General features: G+C 47.3%; 10 protein-coding genes and 1 pseudogene. 6 read left to right on the top strand and 5 right to left on the bottom strand.

Features of this window, described 5'->3' with window-relative positions; translation table 11 throughout:
• Positions 1-333: 333 nt before the first annotated feature.
• Positions 334-1,068 carry a serine O-acetyltransferase gene (gene cysE, locus H6H02_RS11330; RefSeq protein WP_190817610.1) on the top strand — a complete coding sequence of 245 codons (735 nt, stop codon included), beginning with the start codon at positions 334-336 and terminating at the stop codon, positions 1,066-1,068.
• An 81-nt stretch (positions 1,069-1,149) separates the two neighbouring features.
• Here the strand turns inward: cysE and H6H02_RS11325 are convergent, their stop codons facing one another.
• The 3 genes and pseudogenes from H6H02_RS11325 to H6H02_RS11315 form a co-directional block, all read right to left on the bottom strand.
• A complete protein-coding gene (locus H6H02_RS11325; protein ID WP_190817608.1) occupies positions 1,150-4,635 on the bottom strand; it encodes a GAF domain-containing protein in 3,486 nt (1,161 codons plus the stop codon).
• Positions 4,636-4,773: 138 nt separating this feature from the next.
• Positions 4,774-4,953 (bottom strand): annotated as a pseudogene (locus H6H02_RS11320) (DUF4058 family protein); the annotation flags it as partial.
• Positions 4,954-4,997: 44 nt separating this feature from the next.
• Entirely contained in the window at positions 4,998-7,004 is a 2,007-nt protein-coding gene (locus tag H6H02_RS11315) for an AAA-like domain-containing protein (protein WP_190817604.1), read from the bottom strand.
• 825 nt (positions 7,005-7,829) lie between these two features.
• Here H6H02_RS11315 and H6H02_RS11310 point away from each other — a divergent pair.
• The 5 genes from H6H02_RS11310 to H6H02_RS11290 all read left to right on the top strand — a co-directional run bounded on the left by H6H02_RS11310 (position 7,830) and on the right by H6H02_RS11290 (position 19,828).
• Positions 7,830-8,660, top strand: a complete 831-nt coding sequence (locus H6H02_RS11310; protein WP_190817602.1) for an Npun_R2479 family HD domain-containing metalloprotein — start codon at positions 7,830-7,832, stop codon at positions 8,658-8,660.
• Between the two features lie 483 nt (positions 8,661-9,143).
• Positions 9,144-15,893: a HAMP domain-containing protein gene (locus H6H02_RS11305; protein WP_190817601.1), complete on the top strand. Its 6,750-nt coding sequence runs from the start codon at positions 9,144-9,146 to the stop codon at positions 15,891-15,893.
• Between the two features lie 93 nt (positions 15,894-15,986).
• Entirely contained in the window at positions 15,987-16,823 is an 837-nt protein-coding gene (locus H6H02_RS11300) for a protein-glutamate O-methyltransferase CheR (RefSeq protein ID WP_190817599.1), read from the top strand.
• Between the two features lie 163 nt (positions 16,824-16,986).
• Positions 16,987-17,601 carry a chemotaxis protein CheB gene (locus H6H02_RS11295; RefSeq protein ID WP_190817597.1) on the top strand — a complete coding sequence of 205 codons (615 nt, stop codon included), beginning with the start codon at positions 16,987-16,989 and terminating at the stop codon, positions 17,599-17,601.
• A 178-nt stretch (positions 17,602-17,779) separates the two neighbouring features.
• The gene (locus H6H02_RS11290) at positions 17,780-19,828 is read left to right on the top strand and encodes a response regulator (RefSeq protein ID WP_190817689.1); all 2,049 of its coding nucleotides are present in this window, start codon (positions 17,780-17,782) and stop codon (positions 19,826-19,828) included.
• A 570-nt stretch (positions 19,829-20,398) separates the two neighbouring features.
• On the opposite strand, the gene gatB is transcribed toward H6H02_RS11290, so the two are convergent.
• Together gatB and H6H02_RS11280 are read right to left on the bottom strand one after the other, a co-directional pair.
• Positions 20,399-21,883 carry an Asp-tRNA(Asn)/Glu-tRNA(Gln) amidotransferase subunit GatB gene (gatB, locus tag H6H02_RS11285; protein WP_190817595.1) on the bottom strand — a complete coding sequence of 495 codons (1,485 nt, stop codon included), beginning with the start codon at positions 21,881-21,883 and terminating at the stop codon, positions 20,399-20,401.
• 72 nt (positions 21,884-21,955) lie between these two features.
• Complete coding sequence (locus H6H02_RS11280) at positions 21,956-22,363, bottom strand: hypothetical protein (RefSeq protein WP_190817593.1); 408 nt, start codon at positions 22,361-22,363, stop codon at positions 21,956-21,958.
• Positions 22,364-22,736: the final 373 nt, after the last annotated feature.

The following is a 22,736-nucleotide window of genomic DNA, read 5'->3' as shown; positions in this document are numbered from 1 at the left end:
CCCTTGATAAAAACCGAATTAGGTTAAATGAAGGTCTTTAATCTACGGTTTATCGCTCAAGTTACTGTACATTAAATACCATAAAACGAAGAACACTTCTATCCGAGGTATGAGGCTAGGTCGATGGGGAACTCGCCTGGGATTATCTAAAGTCAACATAGTTTGCCGGTATACTACGGTTTACCGATAGGATTTATAGGGTTTAACGGGTTGTTTTTGCAGGTAGGCTATGGCATACTCCTAGTTAGGGCAAGAATTACGGTATTCCTACCGGATTACAGGTGATTCAATCGCGCCTGCTGTCGATCTCACACTTGAAGGTATAAGCGACCCTTGCTGAAGACTGCGATCGCTGATTTCCAAATAATTTTCGAGCGCGACCCAGCGGCACGCAATTGGCTGGAAGTGCTGTTCTGCTATCCAGGCTTACAGGCACTTTTCTTTCATCGGGTGGCGCACTGGCTTTATTGCCTTGGGTTTCCCTTCATTCCTCGCTTGATTTCCCACTTAGCTCGCTTCTTCACCGGAGTTGAAATTCACCCAGGAGCCAAAATTGGCAAAGGCGTTTTCATCGATCACGGCATTGGCGTTGTGATTGGAGAAACTGCAATTGTGGGAGACAATGCCCTGATTTACCAAGGCGTAACGCTCGGTGGTACTGGCAAAGAAATAGGCAAACGCCACCCAACATTAGGGGAAAATGTCGTAGTGGGAGCAGGAGCAAAGGTGTTAGGGAATATCCAAATTGGGAATAGTGCCCGCATCGGTGCCGGTTCCGTTGTTTTGCGGGATATTCCCTCTCATTGCACGGTAGTCGGGATTCCGGGTCGGGTTGTCCGCTGCAAAGATAATTTGAATAGTTCCCTCAATAATGAAAGCCTACAAGATCCAGAAGCAGAAGTGATACGGGCTTTGTTTGACCGGATTCAATTTTTAGAGGAAGAAATTGAAGCGTTAAAAACTCACAGAAATGTACCCGTTGCCATGCACTCTAGCCTTCAGAAAGCTGTTATATCAAATGCTTCTAATCGGCTCATTTCAGAGTTCCTTGACGGGGCGGGAATTTAGATAATTTAAAATTCTAACCCTTCACGTTAGTGAGAAGAGGTGAAGTATGGTTTTTACAAAATTCTGAACCAACGCTTTAATCTACGATTCACTCAAGTTTTCTCGAAGCGATCGCTCTTGTTTTTTAACTGCGGCTAAAAGTTCTGCATTCTGGAGGATGACGCCAGCTTGATTATTAAAAATTTGCATATATTTTTGGTCGCTGTCATCAAAACTAGCCCTGAAAGATTCCGGAGCTTCCTCTTGTAAAAACGCTAATTGCTCAAGTGTTTCATATTCTGTAAAGTCTCCTTGCTTCCTTTTATTCACTAATTGAGTCACCCCAATCAAATCACCATCGGGGCTAAAAACTGGCATACATAGTAAGCTACAAGTGCGATAACCCGTCTTAAGATCGGTTTTTTTTGCTGTCTCCGAATCTGGGCGAGAATATAAATCAAAAGGAATATTCAAAGGCTCTCCTGATTCGGCAACTTTGCCAGCATAACCTTGTCCTACTTTCACCCGCAATTCCTTTACCGAACCATTGTCAAAGGGAATCTGCGTCCACAATTCACCAGCCTTTTGATCTAAAATCCACAAAGTACTGCGGTCGGCGTTCATCAGTTTCTTGGCTGCTTCCATCACCCGCTTGAGAATTTCTTCAAGATCCAAACTGCTTTGATTCACTGAACGAGCTGCTGCCATTAGTGCGGCTGCCACTCGTTGCCCCCTAGCCGTTTTATGATAAGAGCGGAAGCTTTCTAAAATCATTTGAATCATCGGGGCATTCTCCGCAAATCGTTCTTCATCTGCTTTTGTAAAACCCTGTTGATCGATTCTTTCGGCTAAGGATGCAGTCCGGTTTCCAAACCGCTTTAATTTGTTGAGTAACTGAATAACCGCGACTAAATTGCCGCGTTCATTTAAGAGTGGCAACGCCAACATTGTATAAGTACGGTAGCCATTTTTTTTGTCTTGCTCTTTTGCTGCACCAGAACGAGGATCGTCATAGAAATCAAAGGGAATATTAATAACTTCTTTACGGGCTGCTACCTCGCCTACAATTCCTTTATTGGCAGGTATCCGAATTTCTAAAGAACCATCTTCATCTGCTTCGGCAATAATTGACCAGAATTCATGTTTATCTTCATCTAATAAAAAGATACTTGTGCGATCGGCACTCAAAGATTTACCCGTTTTGAGAGTAATCGAACGCAAGGTGCTATCCAAAATATCATCAAAACCCTGGTTATCCATGACACTATTGAGCATCGCCAGAGTTTGACTAACGACATTTTTTTGCTGAGATTCTGCCTCTTGTTTAACGCTGGCAAATTTCTGGGCATTTTGCAGAGCAACCCCCGCTTGAGAGTTAAAAATCTGCATATATTTTTCACTATTTCCATCAAAACTAGCCTTGAAGCATTCGGGAGCTTCGGGCCAACTATCTGGGTTATATTCTGGAAAAACACCCGGTTTCTTTTTATTCACTAATTGGGTAACACCCAGTAATTCACCATCAGGACTAAAAACGGGCATACAGAGCAAACTACAAGTGCGATAACCCGTCTTTTGATCCGTTGTCTTGGCTGTCCCCGAATCAGGGCGATCGTACAGATCGAAGGGAAGATTTAAAGTTTCTCCCGATTCGGCAACTTTGCCAGCAAAACCTTGCCCTACTTTGACTCGCAATTCTTGAACAGAACCGTCCTCAAAAGGAATTTTTGTCCATAGTTCATTTGCCTCTCGATCGATTAGCCAAAGCGTGCTGCGGTCGGCATTCATCAGTTTTTTTGCCGCATCCATGACGCGACCCAAGACTTCTTCAGAATCAAGGCTGCTTTGAGAGAGCGATCGCGTTGCTTCTGTAAGTGCCTCTGAGGCTTGTAGTCTTTGGGTTAATTTGTAACAATACTGGCATCTTTCTAGAATTCGTCGAATTGCCGGAGCATAGTCAGCAAACTGTTTTTGATCGGCTTCTGTGAAACCGTATTTATCAATTCTTTCTGTTAAGCGAGCTTGTGGATTATTCGGCTGCTTTAATTTATTTAGTAATTGAACAACAGCAACTAAATCTCCCTGCTCATTTAATATTGGTAAAATTAACTCGTTGTAGGTGCGATATCCCTTATTTGTATCTGATTCGTCCGCTTCCAACTCAGCGGGATCGTCGCAAAAACTAAAGGGAGTGCTGACAAATTTTTTAAAATATGTTAATCGTCCTTTAGTTTCTTTATTTGACAAAATTTGAAGTTCGGGATGATTTCCGTCTTCATGCCTAGCGATAATTGACCAAAGTTCACTTTTTTCTTCATCTATAAAGAAAATTGTCGTGCGATCTACACTCAGTAATTCGCCTATTTTTAAAGTAATAGAACCTAGTATTTCTGAAAGAATATCATCAAATGTTTTACCTTCCATCACGCTAAGCATCGATAGAAGTTTTTGTTCTTGGGTAGCAACAACTTGCATGAAGTCGGCGTGCATATCCCCTAACGCCTTGTTCACCCATCTTTCGTTAAATACAGAAGCATAAATACGGTTGCAAACCTTTAATTTCCCTTGCTGCTTGACAATTGCTCCTGATAGTAGTAAATCAATTTGTTCTGGACTTTCATCAAATGCTAATTCATCTCGTTGCAAAATTAACTGATAGAGATCCAGTAGCGCCCGACTTCGCTGTCCAATTCGGAGAATGCGATCGCGTATCGTCTTTAGATGTGGTGGTTCATCCATTGCTTCCCAGCTCTCGATGATCCGCGATCGCACTAATTTCTCAACCCATTCTGGGATTTCGTTAATAGGTAATAAGTTTTTCTCTGCTTTTTGAAGGACTAATTTGCAAAGTTTTTGGGTAAGAAACGGCTGTCCTCCCGTCCAATCTAATACCGCTTTTAGCACTTCTTGAGGATTGCTAATTTTCCCGGCTAATCCGCCTGCTAAAAGCTGCGCTTCGTGTAATTGAAAACCATATAATTCAATCGCCCGACCAATATTAAAAGGAGTCCGATTTTTGTCTTTCATCAAATCAGAGGGACTCGCCACCCCTAGCAAGGCAAAAGTCAGACGTTCGTATTCATTGCAGGCGCGGATAAACGCAAAAAAGTCATCGGTCTTAAAATTTAAGCTGAGGACGTTATCAATTTCGTCAATAAAAATAACAATTTTCTGGCTGATTGATGTTAGCAGCACTTGTTCGATAAATTCGCTTAAGCGCTGTACCGGAGGCAAAAAAGCGCGATCGCGCAACCAACTCTGTAAGTTAATCTGGTCTGAAAGCTGGAAACTCGTCACCAGACGCCTGATCACGCCTGCATACCACTGATCCGGCGTAATGTCCTGGCTACCAATTTTCGTCAAGTCTATCGCTGCACAGGCAAATCCTTCCGCTTGCAACTTGTGCATTGTTTGCACCCGCAAGCTAGTTTTCCCCATCTGCCGAGAATTCAACACATAACAAAACTCCCCCGCCTTCAACCCTTCATAAAGGTCAAAATCTGCCTGTCGCACTACATAAGTGGGGGCATCAAGCGGTAAATGTCCACCGACTTTATAGTTATAGCCTGGGTTTGGCTGTTGACTCATACGGGGTTCTGATTGGGTAGAAAACACCATGTTTCTGATAAGTGAGTTATTGTGAGTCGTTAATAACTGAATCGATACTTTTAGCTACCAGTGCGATAGCGAAGCGCCGACCTATCGGTTCGCTCACAATCTCCTCATCACCGCAACCCGATCTTCTACATCACTTAAATAAATCCGCTTTCCAATTGCTACTCGATATCTAGGGCGAATAGAGGGGGCTATGGCATCAGCGATCGCAGTAATTAATCGATGATGTACCTCAGCCCACAATTCAGGATTTTCTAAGTATGGATCTACCCCTGGAAATGGAGAAGGCATTTTCTCACCTCTAGCAACAATTCTGCCAAACTCGCTATAATTATCTAAATTTTGCCCAAGCGATCGCTAAAATATTGCCGATATAAATTGAAGCGCGGCGTGACATAATTTCCCTGCAACTGTACCAGCCCCATACTATGCAATTTAAATGCTGGCACCGACTCTAACTCTACGGGTGTGTCCGCCGTCACTACTTTAGCGAAAGCATCTGCTAACTCTGGATGTTGTTGCAGATTCCATAAATGTCTTCGCAAATGGTCATCGTAAAGTCCCGCCTCTGTGGGTGCAGTTTCTAACAGTTGATCCAGCGTAATCCTCTGTTGAGCGATATGATAAAGTGCCAATCGGACTAAATAAGGATGTCCACCAACTAACCTCATTAATTGCTCAACCTGCCTTGCATTCCAATTCAGTCCATGCCGCCGAGTTAAATCTTGCACCTGTTCCGGGCTAAAGTCCGGTAACTCAATCGGCAACCCTACATTAAACGGGGACTGATTGACATTGAGGGGGATATAAACTTCCGTTGAGTGTACCACCACCAGTCGGAGTTGTTGCCAGCGATCGCTATCTCCATTCCCATAGCCAGCCTCCTCATACCAAGCCCGCAACAACCCAAAAAAATCGTCGGCAATTTTGGGATATTGAAAAACCCGATCCACCTCATCCAACCCTAACACCAACGGACTATCGGATGCTGACAGCAAACAATCCTCAAAATAAATCGTGCAATTATCTTTACTGCCAAAAGTATCCGTCCAATAATCATCTAATTGATGAGGAAGGCGTAGCTTTCGAGAAATCCGGGCACAAAACCACCGCAAAAGTTGATTTAAATCTGTAAAAACTGCCGTATCCGCGTGTTGAAAGCTCAAGGGCACCGTGCGATAACCCTGCTCATTTGCTCGATAAAGAATCCTCGCCATCAACGAAGTTTTCCCCATCTGTCTCGGTGCCTTGATCCGAATCAAAGCTCCTGGTTGCAAAATCTCCTTGTAACACTGAGCTTCATAAGGAACTCGCTCCACATAAAACGCAGAAGCCAGACGCACCTGACCATTCGGTAACTCTGGTTCTGCAACTGGCAGGGGTGCATCTGAAGAATGCAGGATGACGGATGTCCCCTCATCCTCCTGGGAAAGTAAACGAGTCAGGCTTTCAGACTTCCCTAGAGATGAATCGATGGATTCCTCTGACATCCCCACCGATATCTTAGTCAAATCCGCCTCTACAATGCCGGATTCCACACTTCCTGCCAGTAAACTCAGGATTTTTTGTAGAATATTCGGAGTGTCAGCAGGCGAGTTCCACTCAAGTTGTTCATTTCCATCGAGATAGCTGCGTAAATCGTGATTTAACGGTGTATTTTTGGGACAATTAACGCGAATCGTTAGCACCACTGGCTTATTCTGGATAGAGCGCAATTCCTTTGCTCTTCGCAACTCTTCGATCGCCATTTCACTGCCCGCCGCTTGGGGAGAAAGTAGCAACAAAAAGTAGTCGCATTGCTGCAATTCTGTATCAATTTGAGAAAGGAGAGGCGGCTCTGACCATCCACTTTTTTCGGAGGGATGTCCCTGGCACTCGTCTTTCTGGATATCTCTTGTCGGTGCCCCTACACTCGCCATAAAGGCTATGTATCCAGAAGCATTTAAGGTTTCGTAAAATTGAGTTGCCAGTCCCCGATCTGGCTCCTGTGCGCGGTGCGAGATAAAGATTCTCTTAGTAAATATCTCGGTTCCTTTGGGGAAAGAATTCTGATTGATGATCTGTGGCACGTCGGCTAAGTGTAATGCCTGCTTCTGGGCGCGTTCTATGGCTCCTTTGAAGTTCTTTTTGCTAACTCTTTCCCCCAAAACTGCCGAAAGCTTCTTCCATAATTTATAGCCCACATCTTTTTCTACATATTGAGGATTCAAAGGATAAATATCTTCATAAGTTTTCCCTGCCCAAGATCCTATAAACACTTCTCTTTCCAAATCGTTTAAGTGTTTTCCTGTATTACCAAAAATTAAATCATCTATAAATCTTAAGGCTTCGTTGATTTCCATGTTTACTTAAAAGGGCTGTTTGATATATGACAATCCTAAGTAATTGCTAAACTTTTTACCCACTCATAGAGCGAAGAAAACGCATAGCTCTATTAACGCTAATGCGTTTTAACGGCCTGCTAAAAGAATTCAAATCAAATAGGATTACTGTATCTAACATTTAGTAAATTTTACAAGCTGAATCCACATAGCAAGTGACCTTCTTTTTGGGTTGTCTTGACGATTGAGGGAGGTAGCCGTTTCGCAAAAAGAGCGTCATCCTCTCCTGCTCCCAATCTTCTTACACCCATTAGCTTTACTGGCGCTACACTGGCAAATTTCTCTTTGTCCTCCTTCTGGTTAGAGTAGCGGCGCTCCCATTGCAGGGATTTGTCGGCTCTGTTGCAGGTAATTAGTGCAATGGTATTACATTACATTGAGAAACGCTGAGAATGTGCAAGTAAAAACAATCTCTAGTAGTAGATAACAGAAGAAAAACTGGAGATTTCTGAACTTTCCTGTGGTTTTCTGAGCTAATCAGGTCTGATGGGTAACAGGGGTGAGTGAAACTGAATTCTCTAGCTTCTTTAGTTTTGCTGTAGCCTGAAAAATTACCCAAAAATTCTGAGCTTTCCTGGTTGCACTCTGCGGAAATGTAAGTAAAACTACGGATATAAGTAGCAAGTAGGCGTGTTTTAATTTAGGAGATAAATCAAAAATAAACCCCCTCAAAGAGTAGGGTTAGACCAACAAGTGAATCTATCAAAATTTTAATCAATTTATAACAATTCGTTTTCGTTAATTGAATGTTATGACTGCGCTCGCAATTTTATCAGGGGACTAGAGATGTTTAATCCCACAATGGTGATGATTGATACCTTCGTTGAACGCCTGCGGGCTGCCTACTGCCGCACTTACGGCGGTCTTAAACCAGACTACCCCGATATCATCGTCTGGGCTGGAAACATGGCTCTGGAAAATATTGCTAACAGCGACGCCCTTTATCACAACGTCGAACATACCATCTTTGTTACCTTAGTGGGACAGGCAATTCTGCGGGGAAAACATATCCGCTTGGGCGGAGTTTGTTGTGAAGATTGGTTGCACTGCATCATTTCTTTATTGTGTCATGATATCGGCTACGTGAAGGGAGTTTGTCTGCAAGATCGACCCAGTGAAAGGGTGTATGCCACAGGCATCGAAAACTTGCTCATTTCGTTGCCAACCGGCTTAACCGATGCCAGCCTTACACCTTATCATGTAGATCGCGGAAAACTGTTTATAGAGGAACGTTTTGGCGGTCACAAACTAATAGATACAGAAACGATCAAGAAGAATATTGAGTTAACTCGTTTTCCTGTGCCAGCAGATGCAGATCATCAAGATACTAATAATTATCCGGGCTTAATTCGTGCCGCAGATTTAATTGGTCAACTTAGCGATCCGCGTTACTTGCAAAAAATTAGTGGATTGTTCTATGAATTTGAAGAAACCGGGGTAAATAAAACCTTGGGTTACAAAAATCCTGGAGATTTGCGGAAAAACTACCCGAAGTTTTACTGGAATGTCGTTTATCCTTACATCCAGGATGGATTGCGCTACTTAGAGCTGACGCAAGAGGGAAAGCAGATATTGGCAAACCTCTACGCCAATATATTCGTGGTAGAACACGAATAGATTTCATGCTCAAAATTCATGCTCAAAGTTTAGTCTTGCTGACAATTGAATGACAATTAAAATCGTGTAGTAGCACCCACAAGAGGTGCTACTACACGATTTGCTTTGTTTTTGGGCTACTCTGCTTGGAGAGAGGATGCGATCGCATCCTTTCTTCTCTCCTCAGTGCGTCTATCTCTCAACCCAAGTGATTCTTGATATATTTAGGACTAACACAGCCATCCTGTACTCCTAAGCTCTTGCAAGTCTCTGAAAACGCAAGCGGAATCGTTGAGTATTTCTACTGGTTAGCAAAAATGCGGCTGCTGTAACGATAAGTAGCAATGCTCAGTCTGCGTCTTGTAACAAGAAATTAACACGTTTGAGTCCCCCAAAAGTATTCAACAAGGGTCTCAGTGCGTCAGAATCGTCATTGATATGACAGAATTTTGAACCAGTTACTCAGGCTGCGACAAAAAGTAACCATCCTCGAAGGCTAAAGCTATGCCCACTGCACAGGCAACCCCCGATACTGACAATCTCGATGCCAAACAGCTCCTGAGAACGCTCGTAGCTGTTAAAAAAGGTGACTTTTCTGTCCGGATGCCGATTGATCAGACTGGCATGGCGGGGAAAATTGCCGATACGCTCAACGACATCATTGAGATGAATCAGAGGATGGCGAATGAGCTAGAACGGATCAGCACGGTGGTTGGGAAAGAAGGCAAAATCGCCCAGCGTGCTTCGATTGGAACAGCAGGGGGTTCTTGGTCAGCTAGTGTAGATTCTGTCAATACCCTAATTACAGATTTAGTTCAACCGACCGCTGAAACTGCTCGCGTGATCCGGGCGGTTGCCAATGGCGATTTATCTCAGAGAATCGCGCCGGAGATTGAAGGTAGAGCCTTACAAGGGGAATTTCTCCAAACCGCACAGGTCGTCAACACGATGGTGGATCAGCTTTCCTCCTTCGCCTCAGAAGTCACGCGGGTTGCCCGTGAAGTGGGTACGGAAGGCAAGTTGGGCGTGCAAGCAGAAGTGAAGGGCGTCGCAGGCACCTGGAAGGATTTGACCGATAACGTCAACTTAATGGCAGGAAATTTGACTGCCCAAGTTCGGAACATCGCCGAAGTGACCACAGCGGTTGCCAATGGCGACCTTTCTAAGAAAATCACTGTCGATGTCAAAGGCGAAATTTTAGAGCTAAAAAACACCGTCAACGTCATGGTGGATCAGCTCAACTCCTTTGCCTCAGAAGTCACGCGGGTTGCCCGCGAAGTGGGTACGGAAGGTAAACTGGGCGGTCAAGCAGAAGTACGCGGCGTTGCCGGAACCTGGAAGGATCTCACCGACAGCGTAAACTTGATGGCGGGGAACTTGACAGCGCAGGTGCGGAACATTGCAGAAGTAACGACGGCAGTAGCAAATGGCGACCTATCCAAGAAAATCACGGTTGATGTTAAAGGCGAAATTTTAGATTTGAAGGACACCATCAACGTGATGGTGGATCAGCTGAACTCGTTTGCCTCGGAAGTGACGCGGGTGGCGCGTGAGGTGGGTGCAGATGGGAAGTTGGGCGGTCAGGCAGAAGTGAAGGGAGTTGCCGGAACTTGGAAGGATCTCACTGATTCGGTGAACTTCATGGCGGGAAGTTTAACCTCCCAGGTGAGGAACATCGCAGAAGTGACGACGGCGGTGGCAAATGGCGACCTTTCTAAGAAAATTACTGTCGATGTGCGTGGGGAAATTTTAGAACTAAAAAACACCGTCAACACGATGGTGGATCAGTTGAATTCGTTCGCCTCGGAAGTGACGCGGGTGGCGCGTGAGGTGGGTACGGAAGGGAAACTGGGCGTACAAGCAGAAGTCGGTGGAGTTGCCGGAACCTGGAAGGATTTGACGGATTCGGTGAACTTGATGGCGGGGAATCTAACCGCGCAGGTGCGGAACATCGCGGAAGTGACGACGGCAGTTGCTAATGGCGACCTTTCTAAGAAAATTACCGTCGATGTTAAGGGCGAAATTTTCGAGCTGAAAAACACCGTCAATATCATGGTGGATCAGCTTTCCTCCTTCGCCTCGGAAGTAACACGGGTGGCGCGGGAGGTCGGGGCAGATGGGAAGCTGGGCGGTCAGGCGGAGGTGCGGGGCGTTGCCGGAACCTGGAAGGATCTCACCGATTCGGTGAACTTCATGGCGGGTTCTTTGACGGCGCAGGTGCGGAACATCGCGGAAGTGACGACGGCGGTGGCGAATGGCGACCTTTCTAAGAAAATTACCGTCGATGTCAAAGGCGAAATTTTAGAGCTGAAAAACACCGTTAACACGATGGTGGATCAGCTCAACTCCTTCGCCTCGGAGGTGACGCGGGTAGCGCGAGAGGTGGGAACGGAAGGGAAACTGGGCGTACAAGCGGAGGTGCGAGGCGTCGCGGGTACGTGGAAGGATTTGACCGATTCGGTGAACTCGATGGCGGGGAATCTAACCGCACAGGTGCGAAACATCGCAGAAGTGACGACGGCAGTTGCAAACGGCGACCTTTCTAAGAAAATTACCGTTGATGTTAAGGGCGAAATTTTAGAGCTGAAAAAGACGATCAACACGATGGTGGATCAGCTTTCGTCCTTCGCCTCAGAAGTGACGCGGGTGGCGCGAGAGGTGGGTTCGGAAGGGAAACTCGGCGTACAGGCAGAAGTGCGAGGCGTCGCGGGTACGTGGAAGGATCTCACCGACTCGGTGAACTCGATGGCGGGGAACCTCACCGAACAAGTGCGAAATATTGCGGAAGTGGCAACTGCGATCGCAAATGGCGACTTATCTAAGAAAATTACCGTCCAAGTTAAAGGCGAAATTTTAGAGCTGAAAAACACGATCAATATCATGGTCGATCAGCTTTCGTCCTTTGCCTCAGAAGTCACGCGGGTGGCGCGAGAGGTGGGTTCGGAAGGGAAACTCGGCGTGCAAGCAGATGTGCGAGGGGTCGCCGGAACCTGGAAGGATCTCACCGATTCGGTGAACTTCATGGCAGGTTCTTTGACGGCACAGGTGCGAAACATTGCCGCCGTGACGACGGCGGTGGCGAATGGTGATCTTTCTAAGAAAATTACCGTCGATGTCAAAGGGGAAATTTTAGAGCTGAAAAACACCGTCAATACGATGGTGGATCAGCTCAACTCCTTCGCCTCGGAGGTGACGCGGGTGGCGCGAGAGGTGGGGACGGAAGGGAAACTCGGCGTACAAGCGGAGGTGCGAGGGGTTGCTGGAACCTGGAAGGATCTCACCGATTCGGTGAACTTCATGGCAGGTTCTTTGACTGCACAGGTGCGAAACATCGCGGAAGTGACGACGGCGGTAGCGAATGGCGACTTATCCAAGAAAATTACCGTCGATGTTAAAGGCGAGATTTTAGAGCTGAAGAACACGATCAATACGATGGTGGATCAGCTCAACTCCTTTGCCTCGGAGGTGACGCGGGTAGCGCGAGAGGTGGGAACGGAAGGAAAACTGGGCGTACAAGCGTATGTCCGAGGGGTTGCCGGAACCTGGAAAGATTTGACCGATAACGTCAACTTGATGGCAGGGAATCTAACTGCACAAGTGCGGAACATCGCCGAAGTGACGAAGGCGGTGGCAAATGGCGACCTTTCCAAGAAAATCACGGTTGATGTCAAAGGCGAGATTTTGGATCTCAAAGACACGATCAACGTGATGGTGGATCAGCTTTCCTCCTTCGCCTCAGAAGTAACGCGGGTGGCGCGAGAGGTGGGAACAGAAGGCAAATTGGGCGGTCAAGCGGAGGTGCGCGGCGTTGCCGGAACCTGGAAGGATTTGACCGACAACGTGAACTCAATGGCAGGGAATTTAACCGCGCAAGTGCGAGGCATCGCCAAAGTGGTAACGGCAGTTGCTAATGGGGACTTGAAGCGAAAACTCATGCTAGAGGCGAAGGGAGAAATTGAAACCTTAGCCGATACGATCAACGAGATGATCGACACGCTGGCAACGTTTGCCGATCAAGTCACGACAGTGGCGCGAGAGGTGGGGATTGAAGGGAAGCTAGGGGGACAGGCGAAGGTGCCGGGAGCTGCCGGAACCTGGAGAGCGCTGACCGACAACGTGAACGAACTGGCAGCGAATTTAACGACGCAGGTACGAGCGATTGCAGAAGTCGCGATCGCTGTAACCAAAGGCGACCTGACCCGATCGATTTCCGTCGCCGCACAAGGGGAAGTCGCCATCCTCAAAGACAACATCAACCAGATGATTGCCAACCTGCGGGAAACAACACAGAAAAATACCGAGCAAGACTGGTTAAAAACCAACCTCGCCAAATTTACCCGGATGCTTCAGGGACAGCGAGATTTGGAAACCGTCTCCAAACTCATTCTCTCGGAACTCGCTCCTCTGGTTTCCGCCCAACATGGTGTGTTTTACCTGATGGAAAGTGGCGAGCAACATCGGGCATTCCTGAAACTCCTGAGTACCTATGCTTACCGCGAGCGCAAGCATCTCGCCAACCACTTCCATTTAGGGGAAGGCTTGGTAGGACAATGCGCTCTGGAAAAAGAACGGATTCTGCTCAGCGAGGTGCCGGACAACTATATCAAGATCAGTTCTGGCTTAGGGGAATCCACCCCGCTGAATGTCGTCGTGTTGCCCGTCCTTTTTGAAGGGCAAGTAACAGCAGTGATTGAACTGGCTTCTTTCCGGCGATTTAGCGAGATTCACCTCACCTTCTTCGATCAACTCACAGAAAGCATTGCCATCGTTCTGAACACGATCGCGGCTTCGATGCGTACCGAAGAATTACTCAAGCAGTCCACCGCCCTGGCAGAAGAACTCCAAGCCCAGCAGAAAGAACTCACAGAAACGAATAAGCGACTGGAACAACAAGCCAAATCACTCCAGGCATCCGAGGAACTGCTCAAGAATCAACAAGAACAATTGCAGCAAACCAACGAAGAACTGGAAGAGCGATCGCGCTTACTCGCGATGCAAAACCGCGAAGTCGAGCGCAAGAATCGGGAAATCGAACAGGCAAGGCAGTCGGTGGAGGAGAAAGCCGAGCAACTGGCACTCACCTCGAAGTACAAGTCGGAATTCTTGGCGAATATGTCCCATGAACTGCGGACACCGCTAAATAGCTTGTTGATTTTGGCTCGTCTACTTTCTGATAATCCAGATGGCAACCTGACGCCGAAGCAAGTCGAATACACCCGCACGATTCATTCCGCAGGCACCGATTTGTTAGGACTGATTAACGACATCTTGGATCTGGCAAAGATTGAATCGGGAACGATGTCGGTTGACATCGATCAGATGTTATTTACCGATTTGCGGAGCCAGATGGAGCGAACGTTCCAGCAAGTGGCGCACGACAAAGGACTCGCCTTTACCGTGGAATCTGACGAAAGACTGCCCAAGGGAATGTATACCGACTCGAAACGGTTACAACAAGTCCTCAAGAATCTGCTCTCGAATGCCTTTAAATTTACGGATCAGGGTGCAGTTCGATTACGAGTTGAGTTAGCAACAGGCGGCTGGAGTTCCGATCAGGCGAGTTTAAATCGCGCCCAAAATGTGATTGCGTTTGCTGTCAGCGACACAGGCATTGGGATTGCACCGGATAAGCAGAGAATTATTTTTGAGGCTTTTCAACAGGCGGATGGGACAACCAGCCGTAAATACGGCGGGACGGGTTTGGGCTTGTCAATCAGTCGAGAAATTGCCCGACTGCTGGGCGGAGAAATTCGCCTGGTGAGCAGTCCGGGACAGGGAAGCACGTTTACCCTCTATTTGCCGCAAGCTTATCAAGATGGGGCAGCAGGAACAAGCAGTCCGGAAGTGCGAACTATCCTTCCCGGCGCGAGGAATTACGTCGCACCCAGTACCCTCGCACCCAGTACCCTCGCACCCAGTACCCCTCAGACCGTTGAGGCTCCACCGGCGGCTCCACCGGCGAATCGAAATGACGGCGTTCGCGCCTCCACTCCCGGAGAGGCAAGTGTCGCCGCAAGTCCCTACCCACGCTCCGCCCAGATGGCTGACATTAGCGATGACCGGGACGACATCCAAGCGGGCGATCGCGTGTTGTTAATTGTGGAGGACGATATCAATTTCGCTCGGATCTTATTAGATATGGCACGACAACAGGGCTTCAAAGCGCTGGTGGCGTTGCGAAGCGATACAGCTCTGGCAATGGTGCGAGAATTTCAGCCGGATGCGATTACCCTAGATATTCGGTTGCCAATAATGGATGGCTGGACGGTGTTAGACCGTTTGAAGCACGACCCAGGCACTCGTCACATCCCCGTGCATATCATCTCCGTCGAAGAAGTCCAGCAGCGCAGCTTGCAACAAGGAGCGATCGCTTATCTGCAAAAACCTGTCAGCGGTGAAGCTTTGGGGCAAGCGCTGTCTGACATTAAGGGGTTCGTCGAGCGTCCCGTGAAGAACTTGCTGGTCGTAGAAGATGATGAAACTCAACGCCACAGCATTGTCGAGCTAATCGGTAATAGCGACGTGCAGACAACGGCTGTCGGCACTGGGGCAGAGGCACTCGAAGAACTGACAACCGGACACTATGATTGCCTAGTTCTGGATTTGGGACTGCCGGATATGACCGGATTTGAGCTGATGGAGCAAATTAAACAGGAGCCGAGCCTGACGACACTCCCAATCATTGTTTATACCGGCAGGGAATTAACCAAGCAACAAGAAACCGAACTCAAACGCATTGCCGAGACGATTATCATCAAAGACGTGCGATCGCCAGAACGTCTTCTGGATGAAACCGCCTTGTTCCTCCACCGAGTGCAGGCAAATTTACCCCGCCCGAAACAACAAATGCTGGAACAACTGCATCAAACCGATCCGGTTCTGACTGGCAAGAAAGTCTTGATTGTGGATGACGATGTGCGGAATATCTTTGCCCTCACCAGTATGCTGGAACTTCATCAAATGGAAGTGTTGTATGCCGAAAATGGCAGAGATGGCATTACTAAGTTGCAAGAACGCCCCGACATTGATATTGTCCTGATGGACGTAATGATGCCGGAAATGGACGGCTACGAAACCATGCAAGCCATTCGCCAGCTCGATTCATTCGCAACACTGCCCATGATCGCGCTCACCGCCAAAGCCATGAAAGGCGATCGCGAAAAGTGTATCGAAGCCGGTGCCTCCGACTACATTACCAAACCTGTTGATACCGAGCAATTGCTCTCCCTGCTGCGCGTCTGGCTCTATCGATAAGGCAAAAGAAAAAGAGGCAAAGAAGACGGCAAAAGTTCTTTCTGTCTCTTTGTCTCTGTTTCTTTTACCTTTCTACTTTTTACTTTTTACTGTATGAATACGCCCAAAAATAGCAGCGAACTTGAAGATATTGAAATTCAGTTGCTATTGGAGGGCGTATATCGTTACTACGGCTTTGATTTCCGAAATTATGCTCCTGCTTCACTTAAGCGCCGCATTTGGAACGCGATTCGTGCGGAAAATTTAGGCAGTGTATCTGCGCTTCAGGAAAAAGTTCTCCACGATGCAAACGCGATGGAGCGATTTTTGCTCGGTCTCTCCGTCAACGTGACCGCTATGTTCCGCGATCCCACCTTTTATTTAACTTTTAGAAACAAAGTTGTTCCCTTATTGCGAACTTATCCATTTATTCGGATCTGGTGTGCTGGTTGTTCAACCGGCGAGGAAGTTTATTCCCTCGCAATTTTGTTGCAAGAAGAAGAGCTTTATCACCGTTGCCGTATCTATGCAACCGACATGAATGAAATGGTATTAAGAAAAGCCAAAAGTGGCATTTTCCCCCTTCATTTAATGCAGGAATATACTCAGCATTATCTAAAAGCAGGCGGGATTAAGTCTTTTTCAGAGTATTATACGGCTGCTTATGACAGCGCTATTTTCCGCGCATCCCTGAAAGAAAATATTGTTTTTTCTCAACATAACCTAGCGATTGATGGTTCTTTTAATGAATTCAATGTCATCTTATGTCGCAACGTCCTGATCTATTTCAATCCATTTCTTCAGGAACGGGTTCACAATCTTTTGTACGATAGCCTTTGTAGATTTGGGATTTTAGGATTAGGTCGTCAGGAATCTCTGAAAACCACGCTATACGAAAAACACTATGAGGAGTTAGAAAATCATGAAAAGATTTACCGAAAATTGGGTTAAATAAAAATTTTTTCTTAAAAATGCCATATAAATGCCATATTTTCCAAATAAATGGAATAAAACGGAGGGGATGAGCTTTTTTAGGTCGGGAATCGGTAATCGCAAATCCTTCACGACCCACCTGTTTCATTGAGTTTTACCCATCTACTGATTCATTGGTAATATGGCTTTTGATATTGTTGTTGTCGGCACATCATTAGGTGGGTTACAAGCTTTAACCGTAATGCTTGCAGGTCTACCTAATACTTTCCCCGCGGCTGTGATTGTCGTACAACACCGTCACAAAGCCTCTGACAGTACACTGAGCTTTTTTCTCCAGCAGTACAGCACTTTGCCAGTGGCGGAGGCGGAAGATAAAGAAGAAATTCTGCCTCGGCGGGTATACTTGGCTCCCGCTGATTATCACTTACTGGTGGAACCCCGGCAGGCATGGGGACACCGCCAAGGTCGGTACGGAGGCATCGCCACCTTAGCACTCTCTACCGAGGCTCCTGTCTGCAATGCCCGACCATCGATTGATGTGCTGTTTGAATCAGCGGCTGATGCTTATGCACAGAGAGTGATCGGGGTAATTTTAACCGGAGCAAGTCAGGATGGTGCCAAAGGATTGGCAAAAATTAAAGCCCGCGGCGGACGGGCTATAGTACAAGAGCCAGCAACAGCAGAAAGCCGGATTATGCCAGAAGCTGCGATCGCATCTGTAACGGTAGACTGGATTGTGCAGCTCCAAGAAATTGCTCCTCTTTTAGTCAACCTTTGTCAATCGGCTGTAAGGTGAAAAATAAGCTAGGTTGCACCAAAGCCCCGGTAGCTCAATAAAATGAGGAAACATCAAATCTTCATCTAAAAACCCTGGATTCTGGTTCCTAAAATTTGTAACTTTGGATAGTGGTATCAATCGCTAAACAGTGACAGGCTCGACAAAGCCGCTCAAACAAATCCCGACCTTCCAGAAAATGCAGCCCGAAGAAATAGTTAACGTCCTCCTTGTGGACGATCACCCAGAAAATTTACTGGCTTTGGAGGCAATCCTGGGCAGCCTCGGTCAAAATTTGGTCAGAGCTACATCGGGCGAACAAGCCTTGCGATGTCTGCTTGAGCGCGATTTTGCCGTGATTTTACTTGATGTCCAGATGCCCGGTCTAGATGGATTTGAGACGGCAAAGCTGATTCGACAACGACAGCGATCGCGTCACACGCCGATTATTTTCCTGACCGCATTTAGCAGCAGCGACTCTCTGGTTTTCAAAGGTTATTCCCTGGGTGCAGTAGATTACCTGCTTAAACCTCTGGAGCCGGAAATATTAACCTCCAAGGTGGGGGTGTTTGTTGACTTGTTCAAGAAAACCGCAGAGGTGAAACGACAAGCGGCACAACTGAGTGCTGTTAACTCAGAACTTAAGCAAAGTGAAGAGCGTTTTCGCTCGTTAAGTGCCTGCTCGCCCTTGGGCATTTTTATGACCGATATTGAAGGGCGCTGTACCTACGCGAATCCGCGCTGCGAAGCGATTTGTGGTTTGACACCCGATCCCAAAACGGGAGTTTTAGCCTCGCTCTATGAAGAAGGCTGGTTGCAGTCGGTACATCCAGAAGATCGCGATCGCGTCTTAACACATTGGTCTACTTGCATGAGCATCGGTCAGGAATACTCCAACGAGTTTCGCTGCCAAGTTCCGGAGGACATGGTGCGTTGGGTTTACCTCCGCTCCTCCCCGATGCTGACTGATACAGGCGAACTCATTGGTCATGTCGGCACCCTAGAAGACATCACCGAGCGCAAAGCCGCAGAGGAAGCCCGCGCTCAGATGATCCGCGAACAGGTGGCACGACAGGAAGCCGAGGCGGCAAACCGGATTAAAGATGAGTTCCTGGCAACCTTGTCTCACGAACTCCGCACTCCCCTTAACTCAATGCTGGGTTGGACTCAACTGCTCCGCAGTCGCAAGTATGATGAAAAGACGACAGCCCGTGCCCTGGAAACGATTGAGCGTAACGCCAAGTTGCAGGCGCAACTGATTGAGGATATTCTCGATGTCTCGCGGATTATTCGCGGGAAGCTGCGCTTAAATATCTGTCAAGTTAATCTTGTACCCGTGATTGAGGCGGCGCTGGATGCGGTTCGTCCGGCGGCTGAGGATAAAGGAATTCAATTGGAAAGCGTACTCGATCGCTCCGTGGACCTAGTTCCTGGCGATCCTAACCGCTTGCAGCAAGTTGTTTGGAATCTACTCTCTAATTCGATCAAATTCACGTCTTCAGGCGGAAAGGTGCAGGTGCGCCTTTTCAAGGATGGCGATCGCGCTCAAATTAGCATCAGCGACACCGGCGTGGGCATCAGCCCAGATTTTCTCCCCTATATTTTTGATCGCTTTCGTCAAGCAGATAGCACCACCACCAGGCGCTATGGTGGCTTGGGACTCGGTTTAGCAATTGTCCACAACTTAGTGGAACTGCAAGGCGGCACGATTGAGGCAAGAAGTGAGGGAGAAGGGAAAGGGTCAACATTTACCGTGAAGCTGCCAGTGGTATCTGACCAGCTCAAGACTTGCGATTTGGAGTCTGTCTCCTCAGGTAACAAAGTCGCGATCGCGCCTCCCCCCTCTTTAGAAACGTTGCAGGTGCTGGTGGTGGATGACGATACCGATACCCGCGATTTTTTGAGGGCAGCGCTAGAACAATATCACGCTCAAGTGACGGCTGTGGGATCGGTTCAGGAAGCGATGCAAGCTCTGGAACACTTAAAACCCGATGTACTGGTGAGCGACATCGGAATGCCGAATGAGGACGGTTATGGTTTGATTCGCAAAGTGAGAGCTTTGGAATCTCAGCGAGGAGAAACAAGCATTCCCGCGATCGCGCTGACTGCTTATGCCAGAGGTGAAGAGCGATCGCAGGCACTCGAAGCAGGTTTCCAGGTACACCTGCCTAAACCCGTTGAGGCAATCAAATTAATTGCCTCTGTGGCAAACTTAGCGGGGCTGAGTACAAATCTCGCAGACGTGTAGCAATCTCTAAACCAATCGTTACTTTCAACAAGGCAATTTCTATCACGATATTGCTTGCTAGCCGCACGGCTGCAAGCGTTGGTTAGGCGATAGATATCCCGCGATGGAAGCAGAACTATCTGTTCGCGCCGATCGTCTTGTCGAAGAAGACAAACGTCCGGTACAGCGCCTTGAGCGACGCTTCGCGTGTCTGCTTGTAGCTAGATCAGATGAAGCTGTGACCAATCCCCATACAAAAAAAGCCATAAAAAAAAGGAGAGCCACTTGGGCGACTCTCCCGATCATCAGGGTGCATCTACTAAACAAAATATATCACTTGGGGATGAGGGGTGTCACCCCCTATTTTGTCTTTATCGTAAAGTTTCCTCGCTTTTATGTGAAGTAAAGACGAAGATAATTTTCAACAGAAATTAAGCAAAGGGTGGTGCAGCGAATGTAGCGGATGCGTATTTCTGCGAGCGATCGCCTGCACATCTGCTACATTTTCTACCGACACCCGTTGCCTGGACTTCAGCCTTGCGGAGTAGCCAAAACCTACTCCGCAAGGCGGTATGTTTTAGGCTGGTCTAACTAACTGTTCAACTTCTGAGCCATCATTTGGTTCGTGAGTTTCGGGTCAGCTTGACCTCCGGTTTGCTTCATCACCTGCCCCACAAAGAAACCCAGCAGCTTGGTTTTACCGCTACGATACTGTTCCAGCTCTTTAGGATTTGCCGCTAGAACTTCATTGATGATTTTTTCCAGCTCACCCTTGTCAGAGATTTGCTTGACACCTTTGCTCTCCACCAGTTCTTTTGCAGAACCCCCTTTAGACAGCAACTCTGGCAGAATCTCTTTAGCAATTTTGCCGCTGATAGTGCCGTCTTCAATTAAGGAAATCAATTCCGCGAGAATCTGGGGTTTGAGGGCAATTTCCGCGATATTTAGTTTCGCGGTGTTGAGATAGGCAGAAATATCACCCATCACCCAGTTAGCCGCCTGCTTGGCATTCGCCTTGGCAGCAACCGCCGCTTCAAAATACTCCGACACCGATTTATCGTCGGTTAGGATGCGGGCATCGTAGGCAGACAAACCCAATTCGCTTTCGTAGCGATGACGTTTCTGCGCTGGCAGTTCCGGCAGTTCCGACTTCCACTTAGACAATTGCTCGGCGGAAACTTGCATAGGAGTCAGGTCGGGTTCTGGGAAGTAGCGATAATCGCTAGAGCCTTCCTTCGTCCGCATACTCACTGTGCGTTGGCTACCTTCCTCCCACAGCCTCGTTTCTTGAATAATTCGCTCGCCGGATTGGATGGCTTCAATTTGCCGCTCGATTTCGTATTCAATCGCCCGTTGGATGGCGTTGAAGGAGTTCATATTTTTGATTTCGACCTTCGTGCCAAACTCCTTCTGACCAACCGGACGCACGGAGATATTCACGTCGCAGCGCAGCGAACCTTCTTGCATATTGCCGTCACTGACGCCCAGATAGCGGACAATCCGGCGCAGTTCTTCGGCATATTCAGCAGCTTCAACCCCCGAACGGATATCCGGTTCGGAGACAATTTCTACCAAGGGGATGCCAGTGCGGTTGTAGTCTACTAAAGAATAGGTAGAACCGGAGAGTCTTTCACTCCCTGCATGAACCAATTTCCCAGCATCTTCTTCCATGTGCAGGCGAGTGATGCCAATCTTTTTGCGGATGGGGTTGCCATCTGCATCAGTTAGCTCAATCTCCAGCCAACCATGTTCGGCAATGGGTAAATCGTACTGAGAAACTTGATAATTTTTGGGCAGATCGGGATAAAAATATTGCTTACGATCAAATTTGCTATCAGGAGCGATCGCGCAGTTGAGAGCCAAACCGGCTTTAACCGCGTACTCCAGCACCTTTTGATTCAGCACTGGCAATACTCCAGGCATTCCCATACACACTGGACAGACATTCTGATTGGGCGTCGCACCAAATTCGGTGGAGCAATTACAGAAAATCTTGGTTTCGGTACTGAGTTGACAGTGAGTTTCCAGACCGATAACGGCTTCGTACTGAGTTTTAACCGGAGCAGCAGTCGTCATGAGCTTACAGAGTGCAGATAATTGCAACACTTCGGCTCTATTTTAGCTTTGTCTTAACCTCGCAGCCCTCAATTAATCAAAAACGACTTCTGGATTCATTTCTGCTGGGGATTTCCAATCGATTCCGTACTCTGCTTTTAAAATACGTTTCTTCTCAGCCCAGAATCGCTCGGCAAAGGCTGCGTCTCTTGGTTCGTTCGCCAGGTTTTCGTCTGCTTTTCGACCGGCGTCTGCAATCACTTGTTCATATTTTGGAGCAAATTCTTTTAAATCGTGCTTAATTTCCCCTGGATTATTTACCAGGTTCAGCCTTATTTGAACTTCCCGAACTAGCTTAGGAAGAACAAAGGCAACATAGCGATCGCGATACTTCTCACCTTGACTGACATCATCTGGCGTTTTTTGGAGTCCTAGTCTCGCCCCGACTCCTAATAAGGTTAGGCTTAATAAAATTCCTAGAATAACCTTTGAGGATTTCATCAACCAACTTTCCTAAATTAGGGGATGCCTCACATCTTAGCATCAGAGTTAAAGATGTCTATCCGCTCATTTTAATTTGGGTAAACTAGAGGATACACGCTTGCGATCGCGCGGTTATAGTCCGGTTTAAATCTTGCAGCGAGAGATTAAAAATTGCGAACTGCCCCAATGCGGCGCTATCGGGATTACTCTCTAGGAATTTAGCTTCCGTTAGATAGTCAGAAGCCGAGTTGACTTCCAAAATGGGTCTATATAAGCGAAATGATTTAACAATATAAATGTTGATAAATATTGAAATTATTACTAATCTAATGATTGTCTATTTTATTTTTAGGAATATAAAATCAGTCGTTGCTTAGCAAGCGACGCAGAG

This window comes from Coleofasciculus sp. FACHB-1120 (genome assembly GCF_014698845.1).
Taxonomy (GTDB): Bacteria; Cyanobacteriota; Cyanobacteriia; order Cyanobacteriales; family FACHB-T130; genus FACHB-T130.
This window is presented reverse-complemented; position numbering and strand designations above follow the sequence as displayed.

What these genes read in the sequence shown, in the direction of transcription:
- H6H02_RS11325 (WP_190817608.1), bottom strand. Translation starts at nt 4,635, where the DNA reads ATGAGTCAACAGCCAAACCCAGGCTATAACTATAAAGTCGGTGGACAT.
- H6H02_RS11315 (WP_190817604.1), bottom strand. Translation starts at nt 7,004, where the DNA reads ATGGAAATCAACGAAGCCTTAAGATTTATAGATGATTTAATTTTTGGT.
- H6H02_RS11310 (WP_190817602.1), top strand. Translation starts at nt 7,830, where the DNA reads ATGTTTAATCCCACAATGGTGATGATTGATACCTTCGTTGAACGCCTG.
- H6H02_RS11305 (WP_190817601.1), top strand. Translation starts at nt 9,144, where the DNA reads ATGCCCACTGCACAGGCAACCCCCGATACTGACAATCTCGATGCCAAA.
- H6H02_RS11300 (WP_190817599.1), top strand. Translation starts at nt 15,987, where the DNA reads ATGAATACGCCCAAAAATAGCAGCGAACTTGAAGATATTGAAATTCAG.
- H6H02_RS11295 (WP_190817597.1), top strand. Translation starts at nt 16,987, where the DNA reads ATGGCTTTTGATATTGTTGTTGTCGGCACATCATTAGGTGGGTTACAA.
- H6H02_RS11290 (WP_190817689.1), top strand. Translation starts at nt 17,780, where the DNA reads ATGCAGCCCGAAGAAATAGTTAACGTCCTCCTTGTGGACGATCACCCA.
- gatB (WP_190817595.1), bottom strand. Translation starts at nt 21,883, where the DNA reads ATGACGACTGCTGCTCCGGTTAAAACTCAGTACGAAGCCGTTATCGGT.
- H6H02_RS11280 (WP_190817593.1), bottom strand. Translation starts at nt 22,363, where the DNA reads ATGAAATCCTCAAAGGTTATTCTAGGAATTTTATTAAGCCTAACCTTA.